The sequence below is a fragment of the Halolamina sediminis genome (assembly GCF_001282785.1).
GTDB classification, from domain to species: Archaea; Halobacteriota; Halobacteria; order Halobacteriales; family Haloferacaceae; genus Halolamina; species Halolamina sediminis.
On the sequence record NZ_CVUA01000001.1, the window covers coordinates 316,799 to 341,808 of the forward strand.

26 protein-coding genes and 1 tRNA gene are annotated in these 25,010 nt (G+C 69.3%); 18 read left to right on the top strand and 9 right to left on the bottom strand.

Features of this window, described 5'->3' with window-relative positions:
* Position 1: 1 nt before the first annotated feature.
* From gcvT to gcvPB, 5 genes are all read left to right on the top strand, one after another.
* Positions 2–1,111: a glycine cleavage system aminomethyltransferase GcvT gene (gene gcvT, locus BN1959_RS01660; protein WP_053946991.1), complete on the top strand. Its 1,110-nt coding sequence runs from the start codon at positions 2–4 to the stop codon at positions 1,109–1,111.
* Positions 1,108–1,488 carry a glycine cleavage system protein GcvH gene (gene gcvH, locus BN1959_RS01665; protein WP_053946992.1) on the top strand — a complete coding sequence of 127 codons (381 nt, stop codon included), beginning with the start codon at positions 1,108–1,110 and terminating at the stop codon, positions 1,486–1,488. Before gcvT ends, gcvH begins: the two co-directional genes overlap by 4 nt.
* A gap of 75 nt (positions 1,489–1,563) precedes the next feature.
* Positions 1,564–1,878 carry a hypothetical protein gene (locus BN1959_RS01670; protein ID WP_053946993.1) on the top strand — a complete coding sequence of 105 codons (315 nt, stop codon included), beginning with the start codon at positions 1,564–1,566 and terminating at the stop codon, positions 1,876–1,878.
* Positions 1,879–2,005: 127 nt separating this feature from the next.
* Entirely contained in the window at positions 2,006–3,328 is a 1,323-nt protein-coding gene (gene gcvPA / locus BN1959_RS01675; protein WP_053946994.1) for an aminomethyl-transferring glycine dehydrogenase subunit GcvPA, read from the top strand.
* Positions 3,325–4,785, top strand: a complete 1,461-nt coding sequence (gene gcvPB, locus BN1959_RS01680) for an aminomethyl-transferring glycine dehydrogenase subunit GcvPB (RefSeq protein WP_053946995.1) — start codon at positions 3,325–3,327, stop codon at positions 4,783–4,785. The genes gcvPA and gcvPB overlap by 4 nt, the downstream gene beginning before the upstream one ends.
* A gap of 24 nt (positions 4,786–4,809) precedes the next feature.
* Here gcvPB and BN1959_RS14960 read toward each other — a convergent pair whose 3' ends face one another.
* A complete protein-coding gene (locus BN1959_RS14960; RefSeq protein WP_202594631.1) occupies positions 4,810–4,977 on the bottom strand; it encodes a DUF7838 family putative zinc beta-ribbon protein in 168 nt (55 codons plus the stop codon).
* A gap of 600 nt (positions 4,978–5,577) precedes the next feature.
* Here BN1959_RS14960 and BN1959_RS01685 point away from each other — a divergent pair.
* The 4 genes from BN1959_RS01685 to BN1959_RS01700 all read left to right on the top strand — a co-directional run bounded on the left by BN1959_RS01685 (position 5,578) and on the right by BN1959_RS01700 (position 6,777).
* Complete coding sequence (locus BN1959_RS01685; RefSeq protein ID WP_053946996.1) at positions 5,578–5,817, top strand: glutaredoxin family protein; 240 nt, start codon at positions 5,578–5,580, stop codon at positions 5,815–5,817.
* Entirely contained in the window at positions 5,814–6,353 is a 540-nt protein-coding gene (locus tag BN1959_RS01690) for a cob(I)yrinic acid a,c-diamide adenosyltransferase (protein ID WP_053946997.1), read from the top strand. The genes BN1959_RS01685 and BN1959_RS01690 overlap by 4 nt, the downstream gene beginning before the upstream one ends.
* Positions 6,354–6,396: 43 nt before the next feature.
* Positions 6,397–6,660: a DUF7553 family protein gene (locus BN1959_RS01695; RefSeq protein ID WP_053946998.1), complete on the top strand. Its 264-nt coding sequence runs from the start codon at positions 6,397–6,399 to the stop codon at positions 6,658–6,660.
* Positions 6,661–6,702: 42 nt separating this feature from the next.
* Positions 6,703–6,777 (top strand) — tRNA-Val (locus tag BN1959_RS01700).
* Between the two features lie 133 nt (positions 6,778–6,910).
* On the opposite strand, the gene BN1959_RS01705 is transcribed toward BN1959_RS01700, so the two are convergent.
* The 5 genes from BN1959_RS01705 to BN1959_RS01725 are packed head-to-tail and all read right to left on the bottom strand — an operon-like array spanning position 6,911 to position 11,721.
* On the bottom strand, positions 6,911–7,621 hold the full coding sequence (locus BN1959_RS01705; RefSeq protein ID WP_053946999.1) for an ABC transporter ATP-binding protein: 711 nt from the start codon (positions 7,619–7,621) through the stop codon (positions 6,911–6,913).
* Positions 7,614–8,387, bottom strand: a complete 774-nt coding sequence (locus BN1959_RS01710; RefSeq protein ID WP_053947000.1) for an ABC transporter ATP-binding protein — start codon at positions 8,385–8,387, stop codon at positions 7,614–7,616. The genes BN1959_RS01705 and BN1959_RS01710 overlap by 8 nt, the downstream gene beginning before the upstream one ends.
* A complete protein-coding gene (locus tag BN1959_RS01715; RefSeq protein ID WP_079978578.1) occupies positions 8,380–9,486 on the bottom strand; it encodes a branched-chain amino acid ABC transporter permease in 1,107 nt (368 codons plus the stop codon). Before BN1959_RS01715 ends, BN1959_RS01710 begins: the two co-directional genes overlap by 8 nt.
* Positions 9,487–10,473 (bottom strand): branched-chain amino acid ABC transporter permease, encoded by a 987-nt coding sequence (locus BN1959_RS01720; protein WP_079978579.1) that lies wholly within the window; start codon positions 10,471–10,473, stop codon positions 9,487–9,489.
* A 12-nt stretch (positions 10,474–10,485) separates the two neighbouring features.
* Positions 10,486–11,721: an ABC transporter substrate-binding protein gene (locus BN1959_RS01725; protein WP_053949293.1), complete on the bottom strand. Its 1,236-nt coding sequence runs from the start codon at positions 11,719–11,721 to the stop codon at positions 10,486–10,488.
* Positions 11,722–12,024: 303 nt separating this feature from the next.
* Between BN1959_RS01725 and BN1959_RS01730 the strand changes: the two genes are divergently transcribed.
* Positions 12,025–13,023, top strand: a complete 999-nt coding sequence (locus tag BN1959_RS01730; protein WP_053947001.1) for a DUF7544 domain-containing protein — start codon at positions 12,025–12,027, stop codon at positions 13,021–13,023.
* 50 nt (positions 13,024–13,073) lie between these two features.
* Positions 13,074–13,952, top strand: a complete 879-nt coding sequence (locus tag BN1959_RS01735) for a universal stress protein (RefSeq protein WP_053947002.1) — start codon at positions 13,074–13,076, stop codon at positions 13,950–13,952.
* A 3-nt stretch (positions 13,953–13,955) separates the two neighbouring features.
* Here BN1959_RS01735 and BN1959_RS01740 read toward each other — a convergent pair whose 3' ends face one another.
* The gene (locus BN1959_RS01740) at positions 13,956–15,698 is read right to left on the bottom strand and encodes a hybrid sensor histidine kinase/response regulator (RefSeq protein WP_053947003.1); all 1,743 of its coding nucleotides are present in this window, start codon (positions 15,696–15,698) and stop codon (positions 13,956–13,958) included.
* A gap of 120 nt (positions 15,699–15,818) precedes the next feature.
* Here BN1959_RS01740 and BN1959_RS01745 point away from each other — a divergent pair, with 120 nt between their 5' ends.
* From BN1959_RS01745 to BN1959_RS01755, 3 genes are all read left to right on the top strand, one after another.
* Complete coding sequence (locus BN1959_RS01745; RefSeq protein WP_053947004.1) at positions 15,819–17,033, top strand: threonine synthase; 1,215 nt, start codon at positions 15,819–15,821, stop codon at positions 17,031–17,033.
* 81 nt (positions 17,034–17,114) lie between these two features.
* Positions 17,115–17,825: a helix-turn-helix domain-containing protein gene (locus BN1959_RS01750; RefSeq protein ID WP_053947005.1), complete on the top strand. Its 711-nt coding sequence runs from the start codon at positions 17,115–17,117 to the stop codon at positions 17,823–17,825.
* A gap of 193 nt (positions 17,826–18,018) precedes the next feature.
* Complete coding sequence (locus BN1959_RS01755) at positions 18,019–18,735, top strand: helix-turn-helix domain-containing protein (protein WP_053947006.1); 717 nt, start codon at positions 18,019–18,021, stop codon at positions 18,733–18,735.
* A gap of 1 nt (position 18,736) precedes the next feature.
* On the opposite strand, the gene sucD is transcribed toward BN1959_RS01755, so the two are convergent.
* Together sucD and sucC are read right to left on the bottom strand one after the other, a co-directional pair.
* Positions 18,737–19,606, bottom strand: a complete 870-nt coding sequence (gene sucD / locus BN1959_RS01760) for a succinate--CoA ligase subunit alpha (RefSeq protein WP_053947007.1) — start codon at positions 19,604–19,606, stop codon at positions 18,737–18,739.
* 79 nt (positions 19,607–19,685) lie between these two features.
* Positions 19,686–20,831, bottom strand: coding sequence for an ADP-forming succinate--CoA ligase subunit beta (gene sucC, locus BN1959_RS01765; protein WP_053947008.1), 1,146 nt, complete (start codon positions 20,829–20,831; stop codon positions 19,686–19,688).
* 153 nt (positions 20,832–20,984) lie between these two features.
* Between sucC and BN1959_RS01770 the strand changes: the two genes are divergently transcribed.
* From BN1959_RS01770 to BN1959_RS01785, 4 genes are all read left to right on the top strand, one after another.
* Entirely contained in the window at positions 20,985–21,911 is a 927-nt protein-coding gene (locus tag BN1959_RS01770; protein ID WP_053947009.1) for a DMT family transporter, read from the top strand.
* Between the two features lie 60 nt (positions 21,912–21,971).
* A complete protein-coding gene (locus BN1959_RS01775; RefSeq protein WP_053947010.1) occupies positions 21,972–22,487 on the top strand; it encodes a helix-turn-helix domain-containing protein in 516 nt (171 codons plus the stop codon).
* A 69-nt stretch (positions 22,488–22,556) separates the two neighbouring features.
* The gene (locus BN1959_RS01780; protein WP_053947011.1) at positions 22,557–23,750 is read left to right on the top strand and encodes a serine-tRNA(Ala) deacylase AlaX; all 1,194 of its coding nucleotides are present in this window, start codon (positions 22,557–22,559) and stop codon (positions 23,748–23,750) included.
* A 48-nt stretch (positions 23,751–23,798) separates the two neighbouring features.
* Entirely contained in the window at positions 23,799–24,944 is a 1,146-nt protein-coding gene (locus tag BN1959_RS01785; protein WP_053947012.1) for an acyl-CoA dehydrogenase family protein, read from the top strand.
* Positions 24,945–25,010: the final 66 nt, after the last annotated feature.

A 25,010-nucleotide genomic window follows, 5' to 3' on the forward strand; every position in this document is an offset into this window, starting at 1 on the left:
TATGGCCACACGGCGACCACCGCTGTACGGGGTCCACGAGGACCGCGGCGCGGGGTTCACCGACTTCGGCGGCTGGGAGATGCCCGTGGAGTTCGACTCCATCCGGGACGAACACGCCGCCGTCCGGGAGGCCGCCGGGATCTTCGACGTCTCCCACATGGGGGAGATTCGCGTCGAGGGCCCCGACGCCGAGACCCTGATGCAACGGCTCACGACCAACGACGTCTCCGCGATGGGGGCGGGCGACGCCCAGTACACCTGCATCACGGACGAGTCGGGGATCATCCAGGACGACACGATGATCTACCGCCTGCCCGACGGCGACTACCTGTTCGTCCCCAACGCCGGCCACGATGAGGCGGCCGAGAAGCGGTGGGTCGACTACCGCGACGAGCACGAACTCGACGCCACGGTCGAGAACGAGACCGCGGACTGGGCGATGTTCGCAGTACAGGGTCCGGACGCGATCGGGCTCACCGCGGACGCAGTCGACACCGTCGGCGCTCCACTGGCCGAGGAGAGCGACGCGATCGCCGACCTCTCGCGGTTCACGGCGACGGAGGCGACCGTCGCCGGCGTCGACTGTCTGGTGGCCCGCACGGGCTACACTGGCGAGGACGGCGTGGAGATCCTCTGTTCGACCGACGACGCCGAGACGGTCTGGGCGGCGTTCGACTGCCAGCCCTGCGGGCTCGGCGCGCGGGACACCCTCCGGATGGAGGCCGGCCTGCTGCTCTCCGGGCAGGATTTCCACCCCGAGGAGAACCCCCGAACCCCGTACGAGGCCGGCATCGGCTTCACCGTCGACCTCGACACCGAGTTCGTCGGCCGGGACGCGCTGGCGACCCAGCAGGAGGCCGGCGTCGCGGTGACGTTCACCGGGCTCACGCTGCAGGAGCGCGGCGTCGCCCGCCACGGCTACGAGATCACCCACGACGGCGAGCCCGTCGGCGAGGTCACCAGCGGGACGATGAGCCCCACGCTGGGCGAGCCGATCGCGCTGGGCTACCTCCCGACCGAGCTGGCTGAGGACGGCACCGAACTCCACGTCGTGATCCGCGGCGAGGAGAAACGAGCGGCAGTCACCACACCCCCCTTCATCGACCAATGAGCTTCGACGTACCCGACGACCGGAACTACCTCGCATCGCACGAGTGGGTCACCACCGACGAGCCCACCCGAATCGGCATCTCCGACTTCGCGCAGGACGAACTCGGCGACGTGGTGTTCGTGGAACTGCCCGACGAGGGCGAGGAGATCAGCCACGACGAGGCGTTCGGCGTCGTCGAGTCGATCAAGGCGGTGTCGGACCTCTACGCCCCGGTTTCGGGCGAGGTCGTCGCCGTGAACGAGGCGCTCCACGACCAGCCCGAACTGGTCAACGAGGACCCCTACGGCGACGGCTGGCTGCTCGAAGTCGAGCCCAGCGACGAGTCGGAGTTCGAGGAGCTGATGGACGCCGAAGAGTACGAAGCGCAGATCGCCTGAGCCGCCGGCAGCACCGTTTTCTTCGGGTCCTCAACGCCCCGCAATAGCTACACCCGAGCGACAGAGAGAACAGTCGTGACCAGATCCAGCCAGCAATCGATCGGGTTCCTCCCCGTCGTCGTCGCCGCCCTCGGCGTTTCCCTGCTCGGCTACGGCGTGCCCGTGGTCGGCGCGTCGCCGCTGGCTGGCGTGTGGCTGGGCGGTTCGGGCCTGTTCCTGCTTCTCTCGGGGGCCGTCGCGACCCCGTGGGCGGCTGGTCGGTTCGACCTCACGCCCGCCCAGCAACGCACCACCGCGCTCGTCTTCGGCGTTGGCGGCGCCGTGCTGTTGGCGCTGTTCGTCGCCGTGAACGTCGCGAGCTTCGAGTCGGGAGAGAGCATCGGGAGCTGAGCCGTCCCCAGTCACCACGACCCTGTACAGGCACCCCCAGTCACGCGCCGGAGTCGGCACGTCTTTGTCCCCGAGGGACCACGGTTTCGACCATGAGCAACGGCAGTTCTCACCACGGAGGGAGACGATGAGCGGGAGTCCGTACGCCCCTCACACCGACGCCGAGACGGCGGCGATGCTCGACGCCGTCGGCGCCGACGACGAGGCCGAACTGTTCGACATCCCCGAGCCCGTCGCGTTCGACGGCGAGTTCGGCATCGACGCGCGGAGCGAGCAGGCGCTTCGCCGGGAGCTCTCGGGGCTGCTGGCGGAGAACGACGACCTGACTGAGTTCCTCGGTCGCGGGCACTACGAGCACTACGTGCCGAGCGTCGTCGACAGCCTCTCGCAGCGCTCGGAGTTCCTCACGTCCTACACGCAGTACCAGCCCGAGATCACGCAGGGGTTCCTGCAGGCGCTGTTCGAGTACCAGTCGATGCTCGTGGAGCTCACCGGGCTGGGGATCGCGAACTGCTCGATGTACGACGCCGCGACCGCGCTGGGCGAGGCCGCGCTGCTCGCCGAGCGCGTTCGCAGCGCCGACGGCGAGGTCGTGCTCGTGCCCGAGCAGCTCCGGGAGGGGAAACGCTCCGTGCTCGCGAACTACGTCGACGGCGCAGCGCTCCGGATCGAAGAGTACCCATCCGAGCAGGGAACCGCCGACATCGATGCGCTCGCCGACACGGTCGACGAAGAGACGCTGTTCGTCTACGCCGAGACGCCGACGGTCCGGGGCTGTATCGAGCCCGACCTCGCCGAGATCGGTGAGATCGCCGAGGAGGCGGACGCGATGTTCTGTCTCGGCTCGGACCCCGTCGCGCTGTCGATTCTCGAAGAGCCGGCCAGCGTCGGCGCCGACGTCGTCGTCGGCGAGGCCGGCGTGCTCGGCCTGCCCGCCGCCTACGGCATGGGACTCGGCCTGTTCGCCTGCAAGGAGGAGTTCCTTCGGCAGGTGCCCGGGCGGCTGGTCGGCGCCAGCGAGGACGAATCGGGCACCCGGGCGTACACGCTGACGCTCCAGACCCGCGAGCAGCACATCCGCAAGGAGCGCGCCACCTCGAACATCTGCACCAATCAGGCGTGGGTCGCGCTCCGGGCGGCGATGCACGCGGCGTATCTGGGCGCCGACGGGCTCGTCGGCCTCGCGGAGGACTGTGTGACGCTCGCCCGCGATCTGGCCGACGACATCGACGAGATCACCGGCCTCCGCGCGCCCGTCGACGACCGTCACCACTTCCGCGAGTTCGTCGTCGGCACCGACCAGCCCGCGAAGGCGATCGCCGACGACCTGCAGGAGGAGGGGTTCGCGGTCCACGTGATCGGCGATCACCGCCTGCAGGTCTGTATTACCGACGCGAACGCCCACGCGGCGGACGATCTCGTCGCGGCGTTCGAGGAGGTGGCGGCATGAGCGGAAACGGACCGGACGGGACGAGCGACCGCGAGCCGGGACGAACGTACGACCAGGCGAGGTACGCGGTCGGCGACGACGAGAACGAGCCGCTGCTGAGCGAGAAGCGCAGCGACACCGTCGAACCCGGCGACGCGCTGCCCGAGGAGCTGACCCGTGACGAGCTCACGCTGCCCAACCCCGAAGAGCCCGAGGTGGCGCGGCACTACACCCGGCTCTCCCAGATGAACTGGAGCATCGAGTCGGGGCCGTACCCGCTTGGCTCGTGTACGATGAAGTACAACCCCCCGGTGACCGAGGACGTCGCCGCCGATCCGAACGCGGCGGTCCACCCCGACCGCTCGCCCGACTCGATTCAGGGGACGCTCGGGCTGCTTGCGGGGCTACAGGACTACCTCGCCCGCATCGGCGGGATGGACGCCGTGACGCTCCAGCCGCCCGCGGGCGCGGCGGGTGAGTTCACCGGGATCGCGATCGCCCGGGCGTACCACCGCGCGAACGGCGAGGACCGCAGCGAGGTGCTGATCCCGAGTTCCGCCCACGGGACGAACTTCGCGACGGCGGCGCTGGCTGGCTACGACGTGGTCGAACTCCCCTCCGGCGACGACGGCCGAGTCGACATGGAGGCGTTGGAGGCTGCGGTCTCTTCGGACACGGCGGCGCTGATGCTCACTAACCCGAACACGGTGGGGCTGTTCGAGCGCGACATCGAGGATATCGCGGACGTCGTCCACGACGCCGGCGGCCTGCTCTACTACGACGGCGCGAACCTCAACGCCCTGCTCGGCCGTGCGCGGCCCGGGGACATGGGGTTCAACATCATGCACTACAACGTCCACAAGACGTTCGCGACGCCCCACGGCGGCGGTGGGCCGGGGGCGGGCCCGGTCGGCGTCACCGAGGAACTCGCACCGTACCTCCCGAACCCCCGGGTGGAGGAGACGGACTCGGGCTACGAACTGGCCGAGACCGACGAGGCGATCGAGCGCGTCCACGGGTTCCAGGGGAACTGGCTCGTGCTCGTGAAGGCGTACGCCTACATCGCCCGGCTGGGCGACGCGGGCCTACGCGACGCCAGCGCGAAGTCGGTGCTGAATGCGAACTACCTCGCCGAGCAGATCGACCTCGACGTGCCGTACGGACCGTTCCACCACGAGTTCGCGGCGACCGCCGGCGACGCCGCGGCCGCCGACGTGGCCAAACGGATGCTCGACTTCGGCGTCCACCCGCCGACGACGAACTGGCCGGAGATGGTGCCCGAAGCGATGCTGACCGAGCCGACCGAGATCGAGAGCAAGCAGTCGCTGGACGACCTCGCGGCGGCGTTCGACAACGCGCTGGGGTCGACCGAGGCAGAGCGTCACGACGCGCCGAATCGGACGACTGCCCGGCGGATCGACCAGACGGGCGCCGCACGGAACCCGCGACTCTCGTGGCAGGCGCTGGGCGAAGAGTAGCGAGCCGAGAAAACGGGGTCCGCGCTATGCGGTCTGCTGGGTGCTGATCCCGTTGACCTGAATGAAGCCGTAGTTGCAGTCCTCACACTGCCACTTCGTCTTCTTCCCGAGGTGGAGGTTCATCGACGCGGTCTTCCAGAACGTCCGCGTTCCCCCACAGTCCGGACACTCGTGTTCGGCTTCGAGGCTCATGGCTGTGGAGTTCGGTCGTGGGCGTGTTGAAGATGTCGTTTCTTCCATCGACGCCGTGAGTACGGTCGAATTGGTCGGTTCGAGGGGTGTGTACGTGACTGCGACCGCGACAGCAACGGTATCTCGGTCGTTGGCACATGGAACAGCGACCGCGACGGCGACAGCAGCTCGATGCTTGGCCACTTGTGACCGCAGTGCGCCGAACACGAGGTTCGGCGCAGCACGGAGTCCCCACCCCTCCCCCCGCCGGCGCCGTGATTGGCGCCGGCAAGGCGTCCACCGCCACCGCACCGCGGTGGCTGTCGGCGCGCGACGTGAGCCCCTCCGTGGGCGAACGAGCGCGCGAGGGATGAGCGAACGAAGTGAGCGAATCGGCTGGGGAGGATTGAGGGCTGTGCGGGGCGGTTGCGGTCGCAAGTGGTCTCGCACCGAGCTGCTGTTGCTGTTCGCGGTCAAAACACCGAGGTCTCGGATCACGGTCACGATCGTCGTCCCCAGTTCGACGTCAATCACGAAAAAAGCAGAAAACACCCAACCGGACCAACCACACCGAACACCGTCGTAACAAGCTACTTCCCCCATCCCACCCAACCCCCACGTATGTCCGTTACGCTGTACGCACTGGACGGCTGCCCGTGGTGTGAGAAGGCACACGACGCCCTCGAAGCGGCGGGCGTCGAGTACGACACGGTCTGGGTCGACGCGCTCCACTCCGAGCGCGACGAGGTCGCCCGCGTGAGCAATCAGCGCGCGGTGCCCGTGCTCGTCGACGAGGCCCACGGCGTCACCATGGCCGAGAGCGCGAACATCGTCGAGTACGTGGAGCGGACCCTCGCGTGACCGTCTACACCGGCCGGGGCGACGAGGGCCAGACCGACCTCGGCAACGCCGAACGCGTCTCGAAGACAGACCACCGCATCGAAGCCTACGGCACCGTCGACGAGGCCAACGCGCTCGTCGGTCGCGTGCGCCCGACGGGGTACGACGACGTGGACGACCAGCTCAAGCAGGTCCAGAACTGTCTCCACGTCGTGCAGGCGGAGTTCGCCAACCCCGACACCGGCGAGGACGACCCGCAGATCGGCCCGGAGGATATCGACCAACTGGAGGACTGGATCGACGAGGCCGACGAGGAACTGGAACCGCTCACCTCCTTCATCCTCCCCGGCGGCGGCGACGCCGGCGCGCGCCTCCATCAGGCCCGCGCGGTCACCCGTCGCGCGGAACGCCGCGCGGTCGCGCTGGCCGAACAGGACGACGAGGCGGTCAACGCCGAGGCGATCCGCTACCTGAATCGTCTCTCGGACTACCTGTTCACCGCCGCGCGGCTCGTGAACCAGCGCGACGGCGTGCCCGAGGAGTCGCCGACGTACTGAGGCGGCCTCAAAGCTTTTCGACCTCGAACACCCAACACTAGACATGGCCAGTCACTTCGAGGACGCGCGCTACTACCTGGGTCGGGCAGTCGAACACGCCAAGGCCGGCGTCGAGGAGGAACTGGAACCGCTGGAGGAGCGAGTTCGGAAGCTCACGGGCACGGAGAAAGTGCCCGAACCGAGCCGACTCGAGACGCTCCAGTCCGACCTGAAGGAACTGGAGCAGCGCGCCGAGGGCGAAGCCCGGGAGGCGATCGAAAACGCCCGCGAACGGGTGACCGCGTTCCGGGAGCAGCGCGAGGAGTGAGACAGTACGCTTAAGTCCGCCCTCGGCGTTGTTCGTGGTGAAGGGTCGGTGGTCTAGTCCGGTTATGACGGCTCCTTCACACGGAGCAGGCCCCAAGTTCAAATCTTGGCCGACCCACTTTCTCTGCGTCGTCGATCAGTGAGGGTCCCGTATCTCCGGCGGCCTGTCGTCGTCGCCGAAGCGGCTGTGTTTCCCGACTCGGTAGTAAGCGAGCGCCGACGCCACGAGGTCGGTATCTTCGCCCCGGCGGTCAGCCGCCGAGGTAGAGCTGGCCGACCTCGGGGTTGTCAAGCAGCGCGTCGGCGTCGTTCTCGAACCGCACGGTCCCCTGATCGAGGACGTAGCCGCGGTCGGAGATGTCCAGTCCCTCCACGGCGTTCTGTTCGACCATCAAGATCGCCGTCCCCAGCTCGTTGACGGTCTGGACGTTCTCGAACACGTCCTGGACGATGTTCGGCGCGAGCCCGGCCGAGGGCTCGTCGATGAGCAGGACGTCCGGCTCGGTCATGAGTGCACGGGCGAACGCCAGCACCTGCCGCTGGCCGCCCGAGAGCGTGCTGGCTTTCGCCCGCCGCTTGTCGTCGAGGATGTCGAAGCGGTCGTACAGCTGGTCCATCGTCTCCTCGACGCCGCTGTCGCGGGACACCCCGCCCATGCGGAGGTTCTCGTCGACGGTCATCGAGCCGAACACGTTGTCGACCTGCGGGACGTACCCCATCCCCTGCCGGACGAGATCCGGGGGCTCGGCGCCGGAGATCTCCTCGCCGCGGAACCGCACCGAGCCCTCCCACGGGGTCAACAGCCCGAACACCGTCTTCAGGACGGTCGACTTCCCGGCGCCGTTCGGCCCGACGAGGCAGACGATCTCCTCCGACTGGAGATGCATCGAGAGGTCGTCGAGCACCTGGACGTCGCCGTAGCCGGCGTCGACCGAGTCGACGTCGAGGACGGGCTCAGACATCGCTCCCACCCCCGAGGTACGCCTCGACGACACGGTCGTCGCTGCGGACCTGTTCGGCGCTGCCCTCCATCAGGACGGCGCCCTGGTTGAGTACCACGATCGGGTCCGCGAGATCCATGATGAACCCCATGTCGTGCTCGATGATGAGGAACGTGATCCCGTCCTCGTGGAGCTCCTCGATGATGTCGGCGAGCTTGTTCGCGAGCGTCGGGTTCACGCCCGCGACCGGCTCGTCCAGCAGCAGCAGATCCGGCTCGGCGAGCATCGCCCGCGCGAGCTCGACGAGCTTCAGCTGGCCGCCCGAGATGTCGGTCGCGGGCTGGCCGGCGAGGTGGTCGATCTCGAAGCGCTCCAGCAGCGCCTCGGCGCGTTCGAGGTTGCGGCGCTCCTCCGCGGCGACCGTCCCGGGCTGGGTGAACAGCGGGAGGAACGACTCGCCGAGCTGGTTCTGGGGCCCGACGAGCATCGCCTCCCGGACGGTCATCCCCTCCAGCTTCCGGGGGGTCTGGAACGTCCGGACGAGCCCGTGTTCGGTCACCTCGTGGGGCTCCATCCCCGTCGTCTCCGTCTCGTTGACGACGACGCGGCCGCCGTCGGGCTCGTAGAACCCCGACACGAGGTTGAAGAACGTCGACTTGCCCGCGCCGTTGGGGCCGATCATCCCCGTGATGGTGCCGCGCTCGACTTCCATCGTCACGTCGTCGGTGGCCGTGAGGCCGCCGAAGGATTTCCGGAGGTTCTCGGTGCGGAGCACGGGGTCACTCATCGCTCCCACCCCCGCGAGCGCCCGGCCAGATGAGTTCGTCGCGGGGCGGCAGCACGCCCTGCGGCCGGAACCGCATCACCAGGATGATCAGCAGGCCGACCGCGAACAGCCGCCACGACGCGCTGAGGCCGAAGGCCCGCGTCCCCTCGATGATGGCGACGATGACGACGCCGCCGAACAGCGCGCCGCGGTTGGAGCCGCTGCCGCCGAGGATCACCGCGATCCACGCGTAGAACGTGTAGATCGGGTCGAAGATGTCGGGCGTGAGGAAGTAGTTCGAGTACGCGTAGTAGACGCCGGCGAGCATCGTGACGACGCTGCCGAGCACGAACGCCTGCATCCGGAACGCGTACGCGTTCTTCCCGAGCGCCTCCGCGAGGTCCTCGTCGCTGCGGATCGTCCGCAGGACGCGCCCCCACGGCGAGCGGTGGACCCGCCGCAGCACGAGGTAGGAGACGAGCACGAAGCTGCCGACGACGAGGGCGTTCAGCAGCCCGTTCCAGAACTGGAAGCTGAGGGTGTAAATCCCCAAGTCGACGGTGCCGATGTCCCGCGGGAGCGTCTCCAGCACGGGGACGCCCTCGAAGAACAGCGGGACGCCGCCGACGCCGCTGGTCCCGCCGGTCCAGTTCTCCTGATTCCGGAACACCAACCGCACGACCTCCGCGAGGCCGAGGCTGGCGATCGCGAGGTAGTCCTCGCGCAGGCTCAGCGTCGGGATCCCGATCGCGAGCGCGAGCAGCACTGTCACGACGACCGCGGCGAACAGCCCCACGATGGGCGGTACCGCGTCCGTGATCGGCGACCCGCTCGCCGACAGCAACACGGGCACGTACGCGCCGAGGCCGAAGAACGCGGCGACGCTGAAGTTGATGAGGCCGGCGTACCCCCACTGGACGTTCAGCCCGAGGCTGAGGAGGCCGTACATCGCAGCCAGCGACACGAGGAAGACGAGGTAGGACGGCGAGACGAGGCCGACCAGCGTGCCGCCGACCAGCGCGAGCGCCGCCGCCACGAGTACGGCGTTCGTCGCCCGCTCGATCTGTGCCTGTCTCGTGTCCTCGCTCTCCTCGAAGGCGGAGCGTGTTTCGTCGGCCATCTACGTCACCTCCTCCCCGGCGATGCCGGTCGGGCGAACGAGCAACACGAGCACCATGATGACGAACGCGATCGCGTTGGCGTACGCCGGTTCGATGGGGATGCCGACGTCCGTGAGCACCGGCGTGAGTCGGTTCACCATCCCGATGACGAACCCGCCGAGCATCGCGCCGTAGACGCTGCCGATCCCGCCGAGGATGACGGCCGCGAACACGACGAGCAGGAGGTTGAACCCCATTCGGGGGCTGAGCTGGTTGTACAGCCCGAGGAACACGCCGGCGGCGCCGGCCAGCCCCGCACCGATCACCCACATCGACGTGATGACGCGCTCGGTGCGGATGCCCGACACCTTCGCGAGCTCCTCGTTGTCGGCGGTGGCTCGCATCGTCCGGCCGAGCGTCGTGTACTGGAGCACGACGTGGAGCGCGACGACGAGCGTGGCCGAGACCAGCACGATCGCGACCTCGTGTTCGGTGAGCGTGATGCCCGTGAGGTCCTCGATCCAGGGGATCGGTCGGAGCACGGTGATGCCGTACTCGTACGTCCCCGAGCCGAACCGGAGTTGGACGAGCGCCCGGTAGACGAACGCCACGCCGATGCTCGTGATGAGCAGGCCGATCGAGTCCACGTCCAGCGGCTCGTAGATCAGGTAGTGCGTGGCGACGGCGACGACGGCCGCGACGGCGATACCCGCAAGCAGTGCCGCGTAGAACCCCAGCGGAAGCGCGAACAGCGTCGGCCCGGCGGTGCCGATGGCGCCCAGCGTGACGAGGCCGGCGTAGGCGCCGACGGTCATCGTGTCGCCGTGGGCGAAGTTCGCGAAGTTCGCGATCGAGTAGACGAGCGAGAGCCCGATTCCCCCGAGCACGATGATCGCCGAGAACACGACGCCGTTCGCGAGGTAGTTCAACAGCTGTGGGAGGTAGCTGCCGCCCAGCTGTGCGACTGCCGACGCGAGCACGCCGGCGGCGGAGAGACTGCCGATCATTGGCGCATCGGGTTACTCGCCCGTGATGAAGCCCGTCGACTCGTACTCGTGATCCTGCACGGTGAGGATCTGGAGGTACGCCACGGGGTCGCCGTTCTCGTCGAAGTCGATCGGGCCGCTGACGCCCTGGTAATCGACGTCGCTGGCGCTGCCGCTGTCGGCGAGGATCTCGCTTCCGGCCTCGAAGGAGGTCACCTGCTCGCCCTCCGGGCGGGTGACGTCCCGGACCACGTCGCCCAGCGCCGCGCCGGTGAACTCGTCGGCGGCCTGGATCGACAGCGCGGCCGTCACCACGCAGTCGTAGGCGTACGCCGCCCACACCGTGGGCTCGCGATCGTACTCGGACTCGAACTCGGAGGCGAACGACTGGTAGTTCTCCTGATCGACCGGCGCCGACGGGAGGACGACCTTCATCCCTTCGAGGCTCCCCTCGGGCGTGTTGTCGAGCACGTCCGAGCCCTGGACGGAGTCGGCGCCGTACCAGGTCGCCTGCCCCTCGACGCCGCTGCTGTACGCCTCCTGGGTCATCGTCGTGAACTCCGGCTGGTAGGTGATGAACAGCCAGGCGTCGGCGTCCGTGTTCGCCATCTGGCTGACGACGCTGCTGTAGGAGGACTGCCCCTGGTCGTGAGAGGAGTCGTAGAGGATCTCCCCGTCGTAGGCGTCCCGGAACGCCTGCGTGATGCCGGAGCCGTAGTCGTTGTTCACGTACGTCAGCGCGACCGACTCGTTGCCGTCCTCGCTGATGATGTCCGCGAGCGCGGAGGACTGCGTGCGCCCGGTCGGCGACATCCGGAGCAGCCCCGGGTAGTCGGTGAGGCCGGGGCTCGTGGAGTTCTGTGAGAGCTGGACCACGTCGGTCCCCTCGATCACGCTCTGGTAGATCGCGATCGAGACCCCGGAGCCGACCGCGCCGATGAGGAACGGCACGCCCTGTTGATTGACGAGCTGCTGGGCGGCGCTCACCCCGGTCGACTGCTGGCTCTGGGAGTCCTGGACGCTGATCGAGAGCTCGCGCCCGCCGATGCCGACGTCGTTGACGGCCGACAGCGCGAGGTCGCGACCCCGCTGGTTCCGCTCACCGAAGGCGGACAGCGATCCGGTCTGGGAGTCCACCATCCCGATCTCGTAGGGGCCGCTCTCGCCGCCGCCGCCGAGATCGACACAGCCCGCGGTCGCCGCGATACCGGCGACGCCGGTCGCTCGGAGCATGTCCCGCCTGCTGAGACGTTTGGTATTGTGTACCATGTTGACGTTCATAAATGGGCTGCAGCGCATATACCCCTTGCCCCTCTCGGGGTCGGCGGTGCCCGACGGCGCGGGGTCTCGAGTGCGGGGCCGTACGGGCGTCACGGCCCTCGTCCGTTCCCTCACGCCCCGCCACCACTCGCGTCCCCGTCTACGCCTCACGTCGTCGCTTTGTCACTGTCCGAACGCCGCAAACAGGGCCGAAGCTATATCTCGTTGCGAACCGACAGACGAGCGTATGTCCCTCCAACGCGGTCCCCGAGTGTTGCTCGCCGAGCCCAGCCCGTCGATGGGGGTAACTCGATGACGCTGTACGCTCTGGAGAACGTCGACGACGCCATCGACGCCACGCGGTCGTTCCTCTGGCCGTTCGACCTCGGCCGCTGGCTCAAGCTCGCGTTCGTGGTGTTCTTCCTCGGCGGCACCGGTGCGGTCAACCCCTTCCAGTTCGGCGGGGGGACGTCGTCGACTGAGAGCCCGGGTGAACCGGGGCAGCTGCCGAGCTACTCGGAGATCGTCAACGCGCTCACCCCGACCGAGTGGGCGATCGTCGGCGCGATCGTCGGCACCATACTGCTGCTCGGCCTGATATTGGGGTTCATCGGCGCGGTGATGGAGTTCGTGTTCGTCGAGTCGCTGCGCCGCGAGCGCGTCTCGATCCGGGAGTACTGGGGCGCCCGCTGGCGGCAGGGCGTCCGGCTGTTCGGCTTCCGGCTGGTCGTCGGGCTGCTCTCGCTTGCGGTCGCCGGCGGCGCGATCGTCGCTGCGCTCTGGCCGCTGTTCGCCGGTGGGCAGTTCTCCGTCGCCGTGCTCCTGCTCGCGATCGGGGTCGCGCTCGTCGTCGCGATGATCAGCGGGCTGCTCACCGGCTTCACGACGCAGTTCGTCGTCCCGGTGATGGTGGCGGAGGACCGGACGGTCCTCGGCGCCTGGAAGCGGTTCTGGCCCACGATGACCGGCCAGTGGAAGGAGTACCTCGCCTACGCCGTCCTCCGGATCGTGCTCTCGATCGCGGTCAGCATCCTCGTCGGCGTCGTCACCGCCATCGGCCTGGTGGTGCTCGCGATCCCGTTGGTGATGGTCGGGATCGCCGGTGGCGTGCTGCTCTCGGTGTCCGATATCGTCGGTGGCGCGGTGCTCCTCGTCGTCGTGGCGCTGTTCTTCGTCGCGGTGATCGCCATCTCGCTGGTGATCGCCGTCCCCGTCCAGACGTACCTGCGCTACTACGCGCTGCTCGTGCTGGGTGACACCGAGGAGGCGTTCGATCTCGTTGCGGAGCGGCGCCGCGCGATCCGGGAGTAGCCCGGAATCGTGGCGGCAACGGTAAGGGCGATGCCTGTGACGTTTCAGTCATGTACGACCACATCATGGTCGGCGTCGACGGCAGCGAAGCGTCCGAGCGGGCGGCGCGGTACGCACTCGAACTCGCGTCGCGTGTCGACGCGTCGGTGACCGCGCTCCACGTCGTCGAGGGGCGCGCGCTCGACCTCGCTGCGGGATCGGACGAAGAGACCGAACTCCGACGGGAGCGGGCGGCCGTGCTGGCGGGGATCGAGAAGATCGCCGACGAGGTCGGCCACCCTGTCGCGGACGAACTGGCGACGGGCGACCCGGCGACACAGTTGACTGACCACGCGAGTGAGGCCGACCTCGTCGTCGTCGGTCGACAGGGGCTCTCGGGGGTGAAGCGGCGGCTGCTCGGCGGCGTGACCGAGCAGGTGCTCCACCACAGCGAGACCCCGGTACTCGTCGTCCCCGACGCGGCCCAGTCGTTCGCGGCCGACCGCCTGCTTCTGCCGACTGACGGGAGCGAGAACGCCGAACTGGCGCTACCCCACGCCGCCGAACTCGCCCGGATCGACGACGGGACGGTCGACGTGCTGAACGTCGTCGATCTCACCGACGCCGGCGGCGCGTTCGACGCCGGTGGCCTCCGCCCCAAGTTCGTCGAGCGACTGAAGGAGCGCGGCGAGGAGGCCGTCCAGCAGGTGGCCGACGCGCTCAGAGCGGAGTACGCCGAGGTGAACGTCCGAACTGCGGTGGCACAGACAGCCACGGCGGGCGCCGCCGCCGAGATCGAGACGTACGTCGAGGAGAACGCCGTCGACGCGGTCGTGATGGGCTCACACGGCCGCGGGAACCTGAAGCGGACGCTGCTGGGCAGCGTCGCGTCGAAGGTGCTCCGGAGCGTCGACGTGCCGGTGCTCGTGGCGGTCCGGGACGAGCGCTGAGCGCTACGTGGCGCCCGTGATCTCGAAGCGGGCGCCGCCGTCGTCGCTCGCGGCCAGCGACACCGTCCAGCCGTGGGCGTCGGCGACGCTCCGGACGATGTTCAGCCCGAGCCCCGTTCCCTCGCTGTTGGTGGAGTAGCCCGGGTCGAACACCGCCTCGCGCTCGCTTTCGGGGACGCCGGGGCCATCGTCGGCGACGAAGAAGCCGTCCGGGAGTGCGCCGACGGTTACGGTGGAGTCGTGGCCCGCGTGCTCCACGCTGTTGCGGAACAGGTTCTCCAACAGCTGGCGGAGCTGGTCTCGATCGGCCTCGATCTCGCGATCCTCCTCGACGACCAGCGAGGCGTCGTCGGTCTCGACGGTGCCCCACGCCTCCCGGGCGACCGACTCGACGGCGACGGGTTCGAACTCCATCGCGTCTGCTCCCTCCTGTGCGATCGCGAGCAGGTCGTGGATCAGCGTCCCCATCCGGTCGAGCGCGCCGCGGATGTCCTCGATATGCTCGCTGTCGACCTCCTCGGCGAGCAGTTCGAGCCGGCCCTGTGCGACCTGCAGGGGGTTCCGGAGGTCGTGGCTCACGACACTGGAGAACTCCTCTAACCGTTCGTTCTTCCGGAGCAGCTCCTCCTCGCGGGCCTTCCGTTCGGTGATGTCCCGGTCGATGGCGACGAAGCGGTCCTGGCCGTTCACCGTCAGCCGGATCAGATGGACCTCGACGGGGAACGTCGAGCCGTCTGCCCGTTGGAGCCGGGCTTCGAACCGCCGCGGGCTGTCGATCGGCAGTTCCTGCCAGAACGACCGGGCGCGCTCGGGGTCGGCGGTCGCGTCGAGCTCCCAGACCGACATCCCGACGAGCTCGTCGCGTTCGTAGCCGAGCTCCTCGCAGGCCCGGCGGTTCACGTCGAGGATGTCGCCGTCGGCGTCGTGGACGGCGACGATGTCCGGCGAGAGCTCGAACAGCGCCTCGACCCGCTCGCCCCGGCTGACCTCCTGGAGGATACAGACGTGGCCGCCGTCGTCCATCTGCGTCAGCACGAGCCGTTCCGGGACGCGCTCGCCGTCGCTCGTGATCCCCGTCGAGAGCCCCCGCCACGACCCCTCGCGTTCGAGTTCGGGGAGGATCTCCTCGTGGAAGCGCTCGGTCTCGTCGTCGGGGTAGAGCTGCTCCCAGTGCTCGCCGATCAGCTCGGTCCGGTCGCGGTCGTAGACCGAGGCGTACGCCTGATTGACGTAGCGGTAGACGCCGTCCTCGTCGATGATCCCGATCCCCTCCTCGGCGGACTCGAGCGCGCGGTACCCCTGCCGGAGCTCCTGTTCGGCCCGGTGTTTCTCGACGAGGTTCTCGACGGCGTTCGCGAGCACCGAGTACGTCTCCGGCCCGCCCTTCTGGAGGTACTCGTCGACGCCGGCGGAGATGGCGCGGCTGGCGATCTCTTCGCTGCCCTTGCTCGTGAACAGCACGAACGGGATCTCGATGCCCGCGCCGCGGACGCGCTCCAGCAGTTCGAGCCCCGACAGCGGCGGCATGTCGAAGTCGCTCACGATGCAGTCGAACCGCTCCGCCCGGAGCGTCGGGACCGCCGCCGCCGGGTCAGTCAGCGTCGTCGTCCGAGCGTCCGCCAGCTCACGTTCGAGGAACGTCGCCGTCATCTCGGCCACCTGCTCGTCGTCGTCGACGACCAGTACGTCCATACGGCGATCGCCCGCGTCGAGTGGGACCAGCTCGCTCAGCGGGGCCGTCGGCATGGGGCGGGCTCCGGTCTCCCGATATAAATAAGCCGCTCTCCCCGGTAGTCCGGGGGCGCCGGCGTCCACGGCCGGGCAGCGACCCGACCCTTCTTGCACGCGCCAGCCCGAGCCCCCGCCATGCGCCGCGTCTGCTGGCAGTGTGGGAATCGAACCGACGACGAGCGCCGGGTCCGGTGTGACTGCGGCGAACCGCTCTGGCTCGACACCGACCCCGAGTCGGTGCCCGACTCCTGGCCCGCCCGCGTCGAGTCGATGTGGGACGCCCTGCCGCTGCTCGGCCTCGACCAGCCCGAACCGCCGGCGGGGCTGCCGACCGCCGCGGGCGGAACGCCGCTGTTTCGCACCGAGTCCCTCGACACCGAGGGCGTCAGCGTCCACGTGAAACACGAGGGGCTGAACCCCACCGGGAGCTTCAAGGACCGCGGGACGGCGTTCGGCGTCGCCGAAATGGTCGAACGCGGCGAGACCCGAATCGGCACCGTCTCCCACGGCAACATGGCCGAGAGCGTCGCCGCGGGCGCGGCTGCGGCGGGGATGGACTGCACCGTGCTCGTGCCGGCGGACATCGCCGACGAGCGGCTAGCCGCGATCGCGCGCTACGACCCGCGGCTGGTGCGCGTCGACGGCGACTACGGGCGGCTCTACTACGAGTCGCTCGCCGTCGGCCGGAAAGCCGGCGTACGGTTCCTGAACAGCGACGCCCCGTGGCGGGTGGCGGGCCAGGCGACGACGGCGCTGGAAGTGCTGGCGCAGTTCCATCGACGCGGAGACGTGAACTTGGACTTCTCCGGTGCCGGCCGACAGTCGCCGGCACCCGACGCGCTCGTCCTCCCGGTCAGCAGCGGCGGCCACGCCAGCGGCGCGTGGCAGGCGGTCCGGACGCTGACCGCCGCGGGGTTGCTCGACTCGGCGCCGAAGCTCTGCTTCGTACAGGCGGCCGCGTGTGCGCCCATCGCGGAGGCGTTCGCGCGCGGCGACGACGAAGTGACAGCCGTCGAGGGCGGCGAGACGATCGCATACTCGATCGCCAACGCCGACCCGCCGAGCGGGAACCGGGCGCTGGCAGCCGCGCGGGCGACCGGTGGCGCAGTCGTCGCGGTCGACGACGACGCGATCGAGCGGGCGGGTGAGCGGTTCGCGGGCGCGGGGGTGGCGGTCGAGCCCGCCTCCGCGACGACGCTGGCCGCGCTGTCGCCCCTCCGGGAGCGCGGTGCGCTGGAGGACGGCGACACGGCCGCGCTGGTGGCGACCGGGCGCGGGTTCGGCACCGGTGGCGCGGCGGTCGACGCCGACCGCGTCGAGCTCTCGGCGCTGGGGTCGCTGTTCGAGTGAGGCCGTGGCGCCCGTTCGGTCGGCTGGCTTCCCGGGGAACTCGTCCCACAAGCTTAGTGACGGGGGGTCGAACCGACGGCCATGACCCTGATCGCCGAACTCCGGATCTCCGGCGACCCGTTCGCACTGGGTCGGGCGCTGGAGGCGGCCCCCGGGATGCGCGTCGAAACCGAGTACAGCGTCTCCGCCCCGGTCGGCCCCGTCGTATTCCTCTGGGCCCGGGGCGGAGAGTTCGAGGCGTTCGAGTCGGCGCTGCCCGAGGATCCCACAGTACAGGAGTTCGAGCTGATCGAGGACGGCGGCGACCGGCGGCTGTACGAGGTCGTACTCGACGACACCTCAGGCCTCATCGACCCGGGCGTGTTACACCGACAGACCAGCGCCTCCCAGCTTCGGATGGTGACGGGGGCGAACTACGCAATCGTCACGGAGCGGCTGCCCGACCACGAGTCGCTGGCGGCGTACATCGCCCGCTGCCGCGACCACGGCTACGAGGTGGAACTGCTCCGGGCGTACCCTGCCGACGACCAACACGAGCGGTACGACCTCTCGGCGAAACAGGTCGAGGCGCTCTGTGCGGCGCTGGAGGCGGGCTACTTCGAGACGCCCCGCGACACTGACCTCGATACGCTGGCCGAGGCGTTCGACATCTCCGAACAGGCGCTCTCCGAGCGGCTCCGACGCGGCGTCGCCGCGGTGTTGCAGTCGACGATCGGCGAACTCGACGGGCACGAGCGCCCCCCCGGCGTCGGGCGGGTCGACGCGTCGGGCTCGGGGACGCCACCCGGATGAACGGCGTACGTATTTTATAAAACCCGTACCACACAAGCCAAAAGACTACCCCGGACGCCGTCGAAGAAGTTCATGTCCACCGGCGTCTTCACGCCGGATGGGCTGCCTCTGACAATCGGGGTGTGACCCCCTTCCCGTCCACCCCTTTCGTTCTGCCCCATAACCTTAGTAACAGGCCGGCGAAGCGGGAGCCGTGAGCCTCATCGCCGAACTCCGCCTGGCCGACGCGTGGTTGGTGCTGCGGCCGTCGCTGGAGGCGGCGCCCGAGATGACCCTGAAACGGGAGTGGGCGACCGCTGCCGACCGGACTTCCGACCCCATGCTGTTCGTGTGGGCCTCGGGCGGCGACTTCGAGGCGTTCGAGGCGGCGCTCCCCGACGACCCGACGATCGGCGAACACGAGTGTATCGACGACCGCGGCGACCGGCGGCTCTACCAGGTGACCGTCAACCGTGAGATCACCACCAACCCCGCGCCGATCGAGCGCGAGACCGGCGCCTCGCGGCTCTCGATCGAGACGACCGTCGACGGCGCGGTGCTCGAACTCCGGCTCCCGAACCGTGAGGCCCTGACCGAGTACATCAGTCGCCTCCGCGAGAACGGGTTCACCGTCGATCTGCTCCGGGCTCACGACGCCGACGACGCCGGGGGGAGCGAGTACGGGCTCTCCGAGAAACAGGCCGCGGCAGTTCGGGAGGCGCTGCGGGCGGGCTACTTCGAGGTGCCCCGCGAGACGGACCTCGGAACGCTGTCCGAGGAGTTCGACATCTCCGAACAGGCCCTCTCCGAGCGCCTCCGCCGCGGCGTCTCGTCGGTGCTCGCGTCGACGGTCGGCGAACCGACGGAGCCACAGGTCGGTCCCGTGGGAGAACCGGTCCCCGGGACCGGCGGTGCGGCCGACGACGAGTAGCTTACAGGAAGCTCTCGACGTGGTCGGCGACCTCCTCGGGGGTGTCGCCGACGGGGACGCCCGCGTCGTTGAGCGCGTCGATCTTGCTCTCGGCGGTGCCGGTGCCGCTACCGGAGACGATGGCGCCGGCGTGGCCCATCCGCTTGCCCGGCGGCGCCGTGCGGCCGGCGATGAAGCCGGCGACCGGCGTCTCCATGTTCTCCGCGATGTACGCGGCGGCCTGCTCCTCGTCCTCGCCGCCGATCTCGCCGCACATCACGACAGCCTCGGTCTCGTCGTCCTGCTCGAACAGTTCGAGCGCGTCGATGAACGAGGTGCCGATGATCGGGTCGCCGCCGATCCCGACGGCAGTGCTCTGGCCGATCCCGCGCTGGGTGAGGTTGTCGACGACCTGATAGGTCAGGGTGCCCGAGCGGGAGACGAGCCCGACGTTCCCCTCGGCGAAGATGTTGCCCGGAAGGATGCCGAGTTTGGCCTCGCCGGGAGTGATGATGCCCGGACAGTTCGGGCCGAGCAGGCGGGTGTCGACCTCCGAGAGGCGCTTGTTCACCTTCGCCATGTCCTGTGTGGGGACGCCCTCGGTGATCGCGACTGCGAGGTCGACGGGGGCGTCGAGCGCCTCGAAGATCGCGTCGCCGGCGAACGCCGGCGGGACGAAGATCACGGAGGCGTCGGCGTCCTCCTCGATCGCGGCCTCCTGGACGGTGTCGTAGACGGGGACGCCCGCGGAGGTCTGGCCGCCCTTGCCGGGGACGGCGCCGGCGACCACGTTGGTGCCGTACTCGATCATCTGCTCGGCGTGGAAGTTCCCCTCCCCGCCGGTGATGCCCTGTACCACCACGCGCGTGTCGTCGTCGACGAGAATGCTCACGCGAACCACCTCGTGGTGAGCGTGAGGTTATCGTGCGTGAGCGAGCGACCGTCGGGAGCGAGTGATCGTACGATAGAACTCATTGGTTCACCTCCTCGGCGTCAGCAACCGCACGCTGGACCGCCGACTCCAGCGTCTTCTCGACCGTCACGAGGTCGGTGTTCAGGATCTCCATCCCCTCCTCGGCGTTGGTCCCGGCCAGCCGGACCGTCACCGGCTTGGGGATCTCGTCGAACTGCTCCAGGGCCTCGTTGATCCCCTTGGCGACCTCGTCGCCGCGGGTGATCCCGCCGAAGATGTTGAATACGACCGAATCGACGTTCTCGTCGGAGAACACCATGTCCAGCGCGTGGGTGACGCGTTCGGCCTTGGCGCCGCCGCCGATGTCGAGGAAGTTCGCGGGCGTGCCGCCGTAGTAGTCGACGAGGTCGAGCGTCGTCATCACGAGCCCGGCGCCGTTGCCGATGATGCCGACGTTCCCCGACAGTCGGACGTAGTCGAAGCCGTACTCGCCGGCCTTGCGTTCGAGGTCGTCCGTGTAGCTGTCCTCCTCCATCTCGGCGAGCTCGGGCTGGCGGAACAGCGCGTCCTCGTCGATGTTCATCACGGCGTCGGCGGCGACGACCTCGTCGTCGGCCGTGATCATCACGGGGTTGACCTCGATCTCGGAGGCGTCGGAGCGCTCGTAGAGGTCGAACAGGGTCCGGAGGATACTCGCCACGTCGCCGGCGAACTGCCGGTCGACGCCGGCCTCGTAGACGACCTTCCGGGACTCGTAGGGGTGCATCCCGAACGCGGGGTCGACGTGTTCGCGGGCGATCGCCTCGGGGGTCTCCTCGGCGACCTCCTCGATGTCGACGCCGCCCTCGGTCGAGACCATCGCGACCGGCTCGCCGGCCGAGCGGTCCATCGTGACGCCGACGTACAGTTCGTCGACGAAGTCGACGCCGGCCTCCACGAGCACGCGCTCGACGGTGTAGCCTTTGAGGTCCATGCCGAGGATCGACTCGGCGGCCTCGCGGGCCTCGTCCTCGCTCGTGACGATCTCGATGCCGCCGGCCTTCCCGCGGCCGCCGACGTGGACCTGTGCCTTGATCGCGGCGGGGTAACCGATCTCCCCGACGGCCTCGACGACCTCGTCGACCGAGGAAGCGAGCCGCGACTCCGGTACCGGGATGCCGGCGTCGGCAAACACCTCCTTGGCCTGATACTCGTGTAGTTTCATCGCCTAGAGGAACTCCCGGGCGTGGGGCGCATAATCCCGTCGGTACGCGACGGCGTGACGGGGTGACGGCCGGTCCGTCGACGGCACGCGTCCCGGCCGACACACGCTGCCGGGACCGACGTTTCCTTCAGTGCCGCGACGGAGGAGTCGACGATGGCAGACGCACTGGCCGCGCCGCCGGTCGTGTACGCGCTCGCGCTGGTGCCGGCGCTGTTGTGGGGGTTCTCGCCGGTGCTCTCCAAGCGCGGGATGGCCGCGGGCGGCACCTCCCTGCAGGCGTCGCTGGTCGTCGTGGTCGTCGACAGCGGGCTCTACCTGCTGGCACTCGCGGTGCTCAGGGGCGGGAGCGCGTTCGCGGGGCTGTCGGTCGAGACGGTCGGCGTGTTCGTCGTCGCCGGCGTGTTCGGCACCGCGCTCGGCCGGCTCGCGACGTTTGCGGGCGTCGACCGCGTGGGCGCGAGCGTCAACAGCGCCGGCGTCTCCGCGCGGCCGCTGTTCGCGACGCTGCTCGCGGTCGGCTTCCTCGGCGAGCCGGCGGCGCTGACGACCGCCGTCGGCGTCGTCGTGCTCGTGGTCGGGCTCGCGGTGCTCGCACTCGGGAAGGGCGGCGATATCGGCGGCTGGGAGTCGTACGAACTCCTCTTTCCGGTCGGGGCGGCGGTCTGTTTCGCGATCGGGAACGTGCTCCGGCGCTACGGGCTGACCAGTTCGGGCGTGACGTCGCTGGAGGCGGTCGCGATCAACGAAGTTGCCGCGCTCGCCGTGCTCGCGGGCTATGCGGTCGCCCGTGGGCGGCTGGGCGAGTTCCGCGACGCGCCCCGGGAGACGTGGGCGTACTTCGCGGGCAGCGGGACGATCACCGCGGTCGCGCTGCTGTCGCTGTTCGCGGCGCTCGGGCACCCGCAGGGGACCGTCGCGATCGTCGACCCGCTGGCGGCGACGGCGCCGCTTTTCACCACTGCGTTCGCGTACTTCCTGCTCGGCGACCTCGAACGGGTGACCCGAGGCGTCGTCGTCGGCGCGGCGCTGATCGTCCTCGGGGTGGCGCTGGTCACCGCGGGGCCGGCGCTGGTCGGCTGACGGGAGAGATGACCCGCCCGACGACCACGAATTAATGTCGGCCCGGCTCGTAGCCGGCGCATGGCCAAGTACTCGACCGGAAGCGGTGGCGGCGGCGACGACGGCGACGCGTGTGAGCTCTGCGGCACGGAGTCGGCGTCGCTCCGGAAAGCCAACGTCGCGGGCGCGGAGCTGCTCGTCTGTTCGGACTGCGAGCCGATGAGTGCCAACCGCAACAAGGACGAGAAGAAACGCGAGCAGGAGGGGGGCACGCGGGACGGCGAGCGCACGAACCGCAAGAAGCGCGCGGCCCAGAACACCGCGAAGCTGATGGACTCGAACCAGCCCGACACCGAGTGGGTCGAGGGGGCCGAGTACGACGAGGACAGCCTCCCCTACCTCGTCTCCGACTACGGCGACCTGGCCACCGAGGCCCGGCAGGACGCCGGCCTCACGCCCGCGGAGGTCGCCGACGAACTCGATATCGACGAGGACGACCTGCTCGCCGTCGAGGAGGGGCGAGCGGTCCGCGCCGACGTGAGCGGGACCGTGATCGCGAAGCTGGAGGACCGGTTCGGGATCGAACTGGCAGAGTAGGCAGGTCCGGGGCGGGTGGGGATGGCCGCAGCCCACGGATTTTTGCTGTCCGGGCTGTTTCCCGCAGCCATGCAGACGCTCGCGCCCGACAACCCGGAGACGCTCTCTTTCGACACCGAGGTCGCGGCCGTCGACGGCCGCGAGGTGCTGCTGCACGAGACGTACTTCTACCCCGAGGGCGGCGGCCAGCCCGCCGACCGCGGCGTGATCGACGACGTGGACGTGGTCGACGTGCAGAAATCCCCCGACGGCGTCGTCCACACGCTGGCCGAGGCGCCCGGCCTCGAGACGGGGGAGACGGTCCACTGCGTCGTCGACGCGACGTTCCGCACCTACTGCAAGCGGGCCCACACCGCCAGCCACGTCCTGTTCGGTGCCGGCCGGCGCGTGCTCGACGACGTGGGGTACGCCGGCTTCGACATCGGCGAGGAGAGCGTCCGCGTCGACTTCACCGCCGACACCGAGATCACCGACGCGCGGATGGTCGAGATGGAGCAGCTCGCGAACCGCGCGGTCTGGGACTCCCTGCCCGTCTCGTGGGAGTACCAGAGCCCCGAGACCGCTCGCGAGCGCGAGGAGGTGGCGTTCAACACGAAGACCGAGGAGGGGGCGATGGCCAACGCCGACGAAGTGCGGATCGTCACGGTCGAGGGGTGGGACGTGGCGGCCTGTGGCGGCACGCACGTCTCGAACACTCAGGAGATCGGCCCGATCCACGTGCTGAACCGGTCGAACCCCGGCGAGGGCGCGACCCGGGTGGAGTTCGCCGTCGGCCCGAAAGCGATCGACGCCGCCGCCGAACGCCACGACGCGGCCCGCGAGGCCGCGACGAACCTCGACGTGGCGCCGCCGGACATCCCCGGCGCCGTCGATCGACTGACGAGCGAACGCGACGAGCTCCGGGAGGAAGTGGCCGACTTGAAGTCCGAACTGCTCTCGTACCGGCTCGACGACCTCGATTCCGTCGAGCGTGCCGGCGGGCACTGGCTCGTCGGTGCGGTCGAGGGGGCGACGCCGAACGATCTACAGGGTGAACTGGCGTCGTACGTCGGCGAGGAGGTCGACGGCGTGGCGGTCGCCGGCACGTCGGGCGAGACGTTCGTCGTCGTCGCGACCGACGGTGAGGGGGACGCCAACGCGGTCGTGCAGGACGTGACCGACGAGTTCGGCGGCGGGGGCGGGGGGAGTCCGACGTTCGCACAGGGCGGCGGCATCCCGGCGTCGCCGCTCGACGTAGTGGGCTACCTGCGGAACGACGACTGAGGCCCCGGAGTCGGACCGTTTTTGCGCCGCCCGGCCCATCAGTCGGCCATGCAGATCCAGACCGACTCCGCGCTGACCGACGAGCAGCGCGCCATCCGGGACGCCGTCGAGGAGTTCGCCCTCGAGGAGCTCCGCCCCGAGGCCCAGCAGCTCGACGCCGAGGAGACGTTCCCCGAGGACGCGTGGGACGACCTCGCCGAACTCGACATGACCGGGCTGACCGTCCCGACGGAGTACGGCGGTTTCGACGCCGACAGCGCCACCTACGCGGTCGTGAACGAGGCGGTCGCCTACGGCCACCTCGCGGTCGCGACCGCGCTGTCGGTCCACTGCCTCGCGACCTCCTGTATCGCGGAGTTCGGCAGCGACGCGGTGAAAGCGGAGTGGCTGCCGGAGATGGTCGACGGCCGGCCCGTCGGCGCGTTCTGTCTCTCCGAGCCCGGCGCGGGCTCGAACCCCGCGGAGATGACGACCACCGCCGAGAAAACCGAGGACGGCTACCGCATCTCCGGCGAGAAGCAGTGGATCACCAACGGGCAGCGCGCCGGCGTGTACATCGTCTTTGCGAAGACCGACGCCGACGACCGCGGGTCGATCACGCAGTTCCTCGTCCCCGCCGACTACGACGGCGTCGAGGTCGGTAAGAAGGAGCACAAACTCGGCTTGCGGGCCAGCGACACGACGGGGATGACGTTCGACGGCGTCGAAGTGCCCGAGAAGTACCGCCTCACGCCGGAGGGGAAGGGGCTCTCGGCGGCGTTCAAGATCCTCACCGGCGGCCGGCTGGGGATCGCCTCGCAGGCCGTCGGCGTCGCGCAGGCGGCGCTGGACGAGGCGATCGCCTACGCCGGCGAGCGCGAGCAGTTCGGGAAGTCGATCGGCGACATCGGCGCGATCCGGCAGAAGATCGCCGACATGGCCACGCAGGTGGAGGCGTCGCGGCTACTCTGTCGTGAGGCCGCCCGGCAGGCCGACGCGGGCGAAGATTCGCGGGTGATCGCGTCGATGGCGAAGTACTTCGCGAGCGAGGCCGCGATGGACGTGACCAACGAGGCCGTCCAGATCCACGGCGGCTACGGCTACATGAGCGAGTTCGACGTCGAGCGGTTCTACCGCGACGCGAAGATCACGACGATCTACGAGGGGACCAGCGAGATCCAGAAGACGATCATCGCGCGGGACCTGCTGGATTAGGGGCTCCGGGAGCGACCGCACGTGGATTCCCTTACGTGCCGACAGCTATCCGTGCCAAACCGTTTT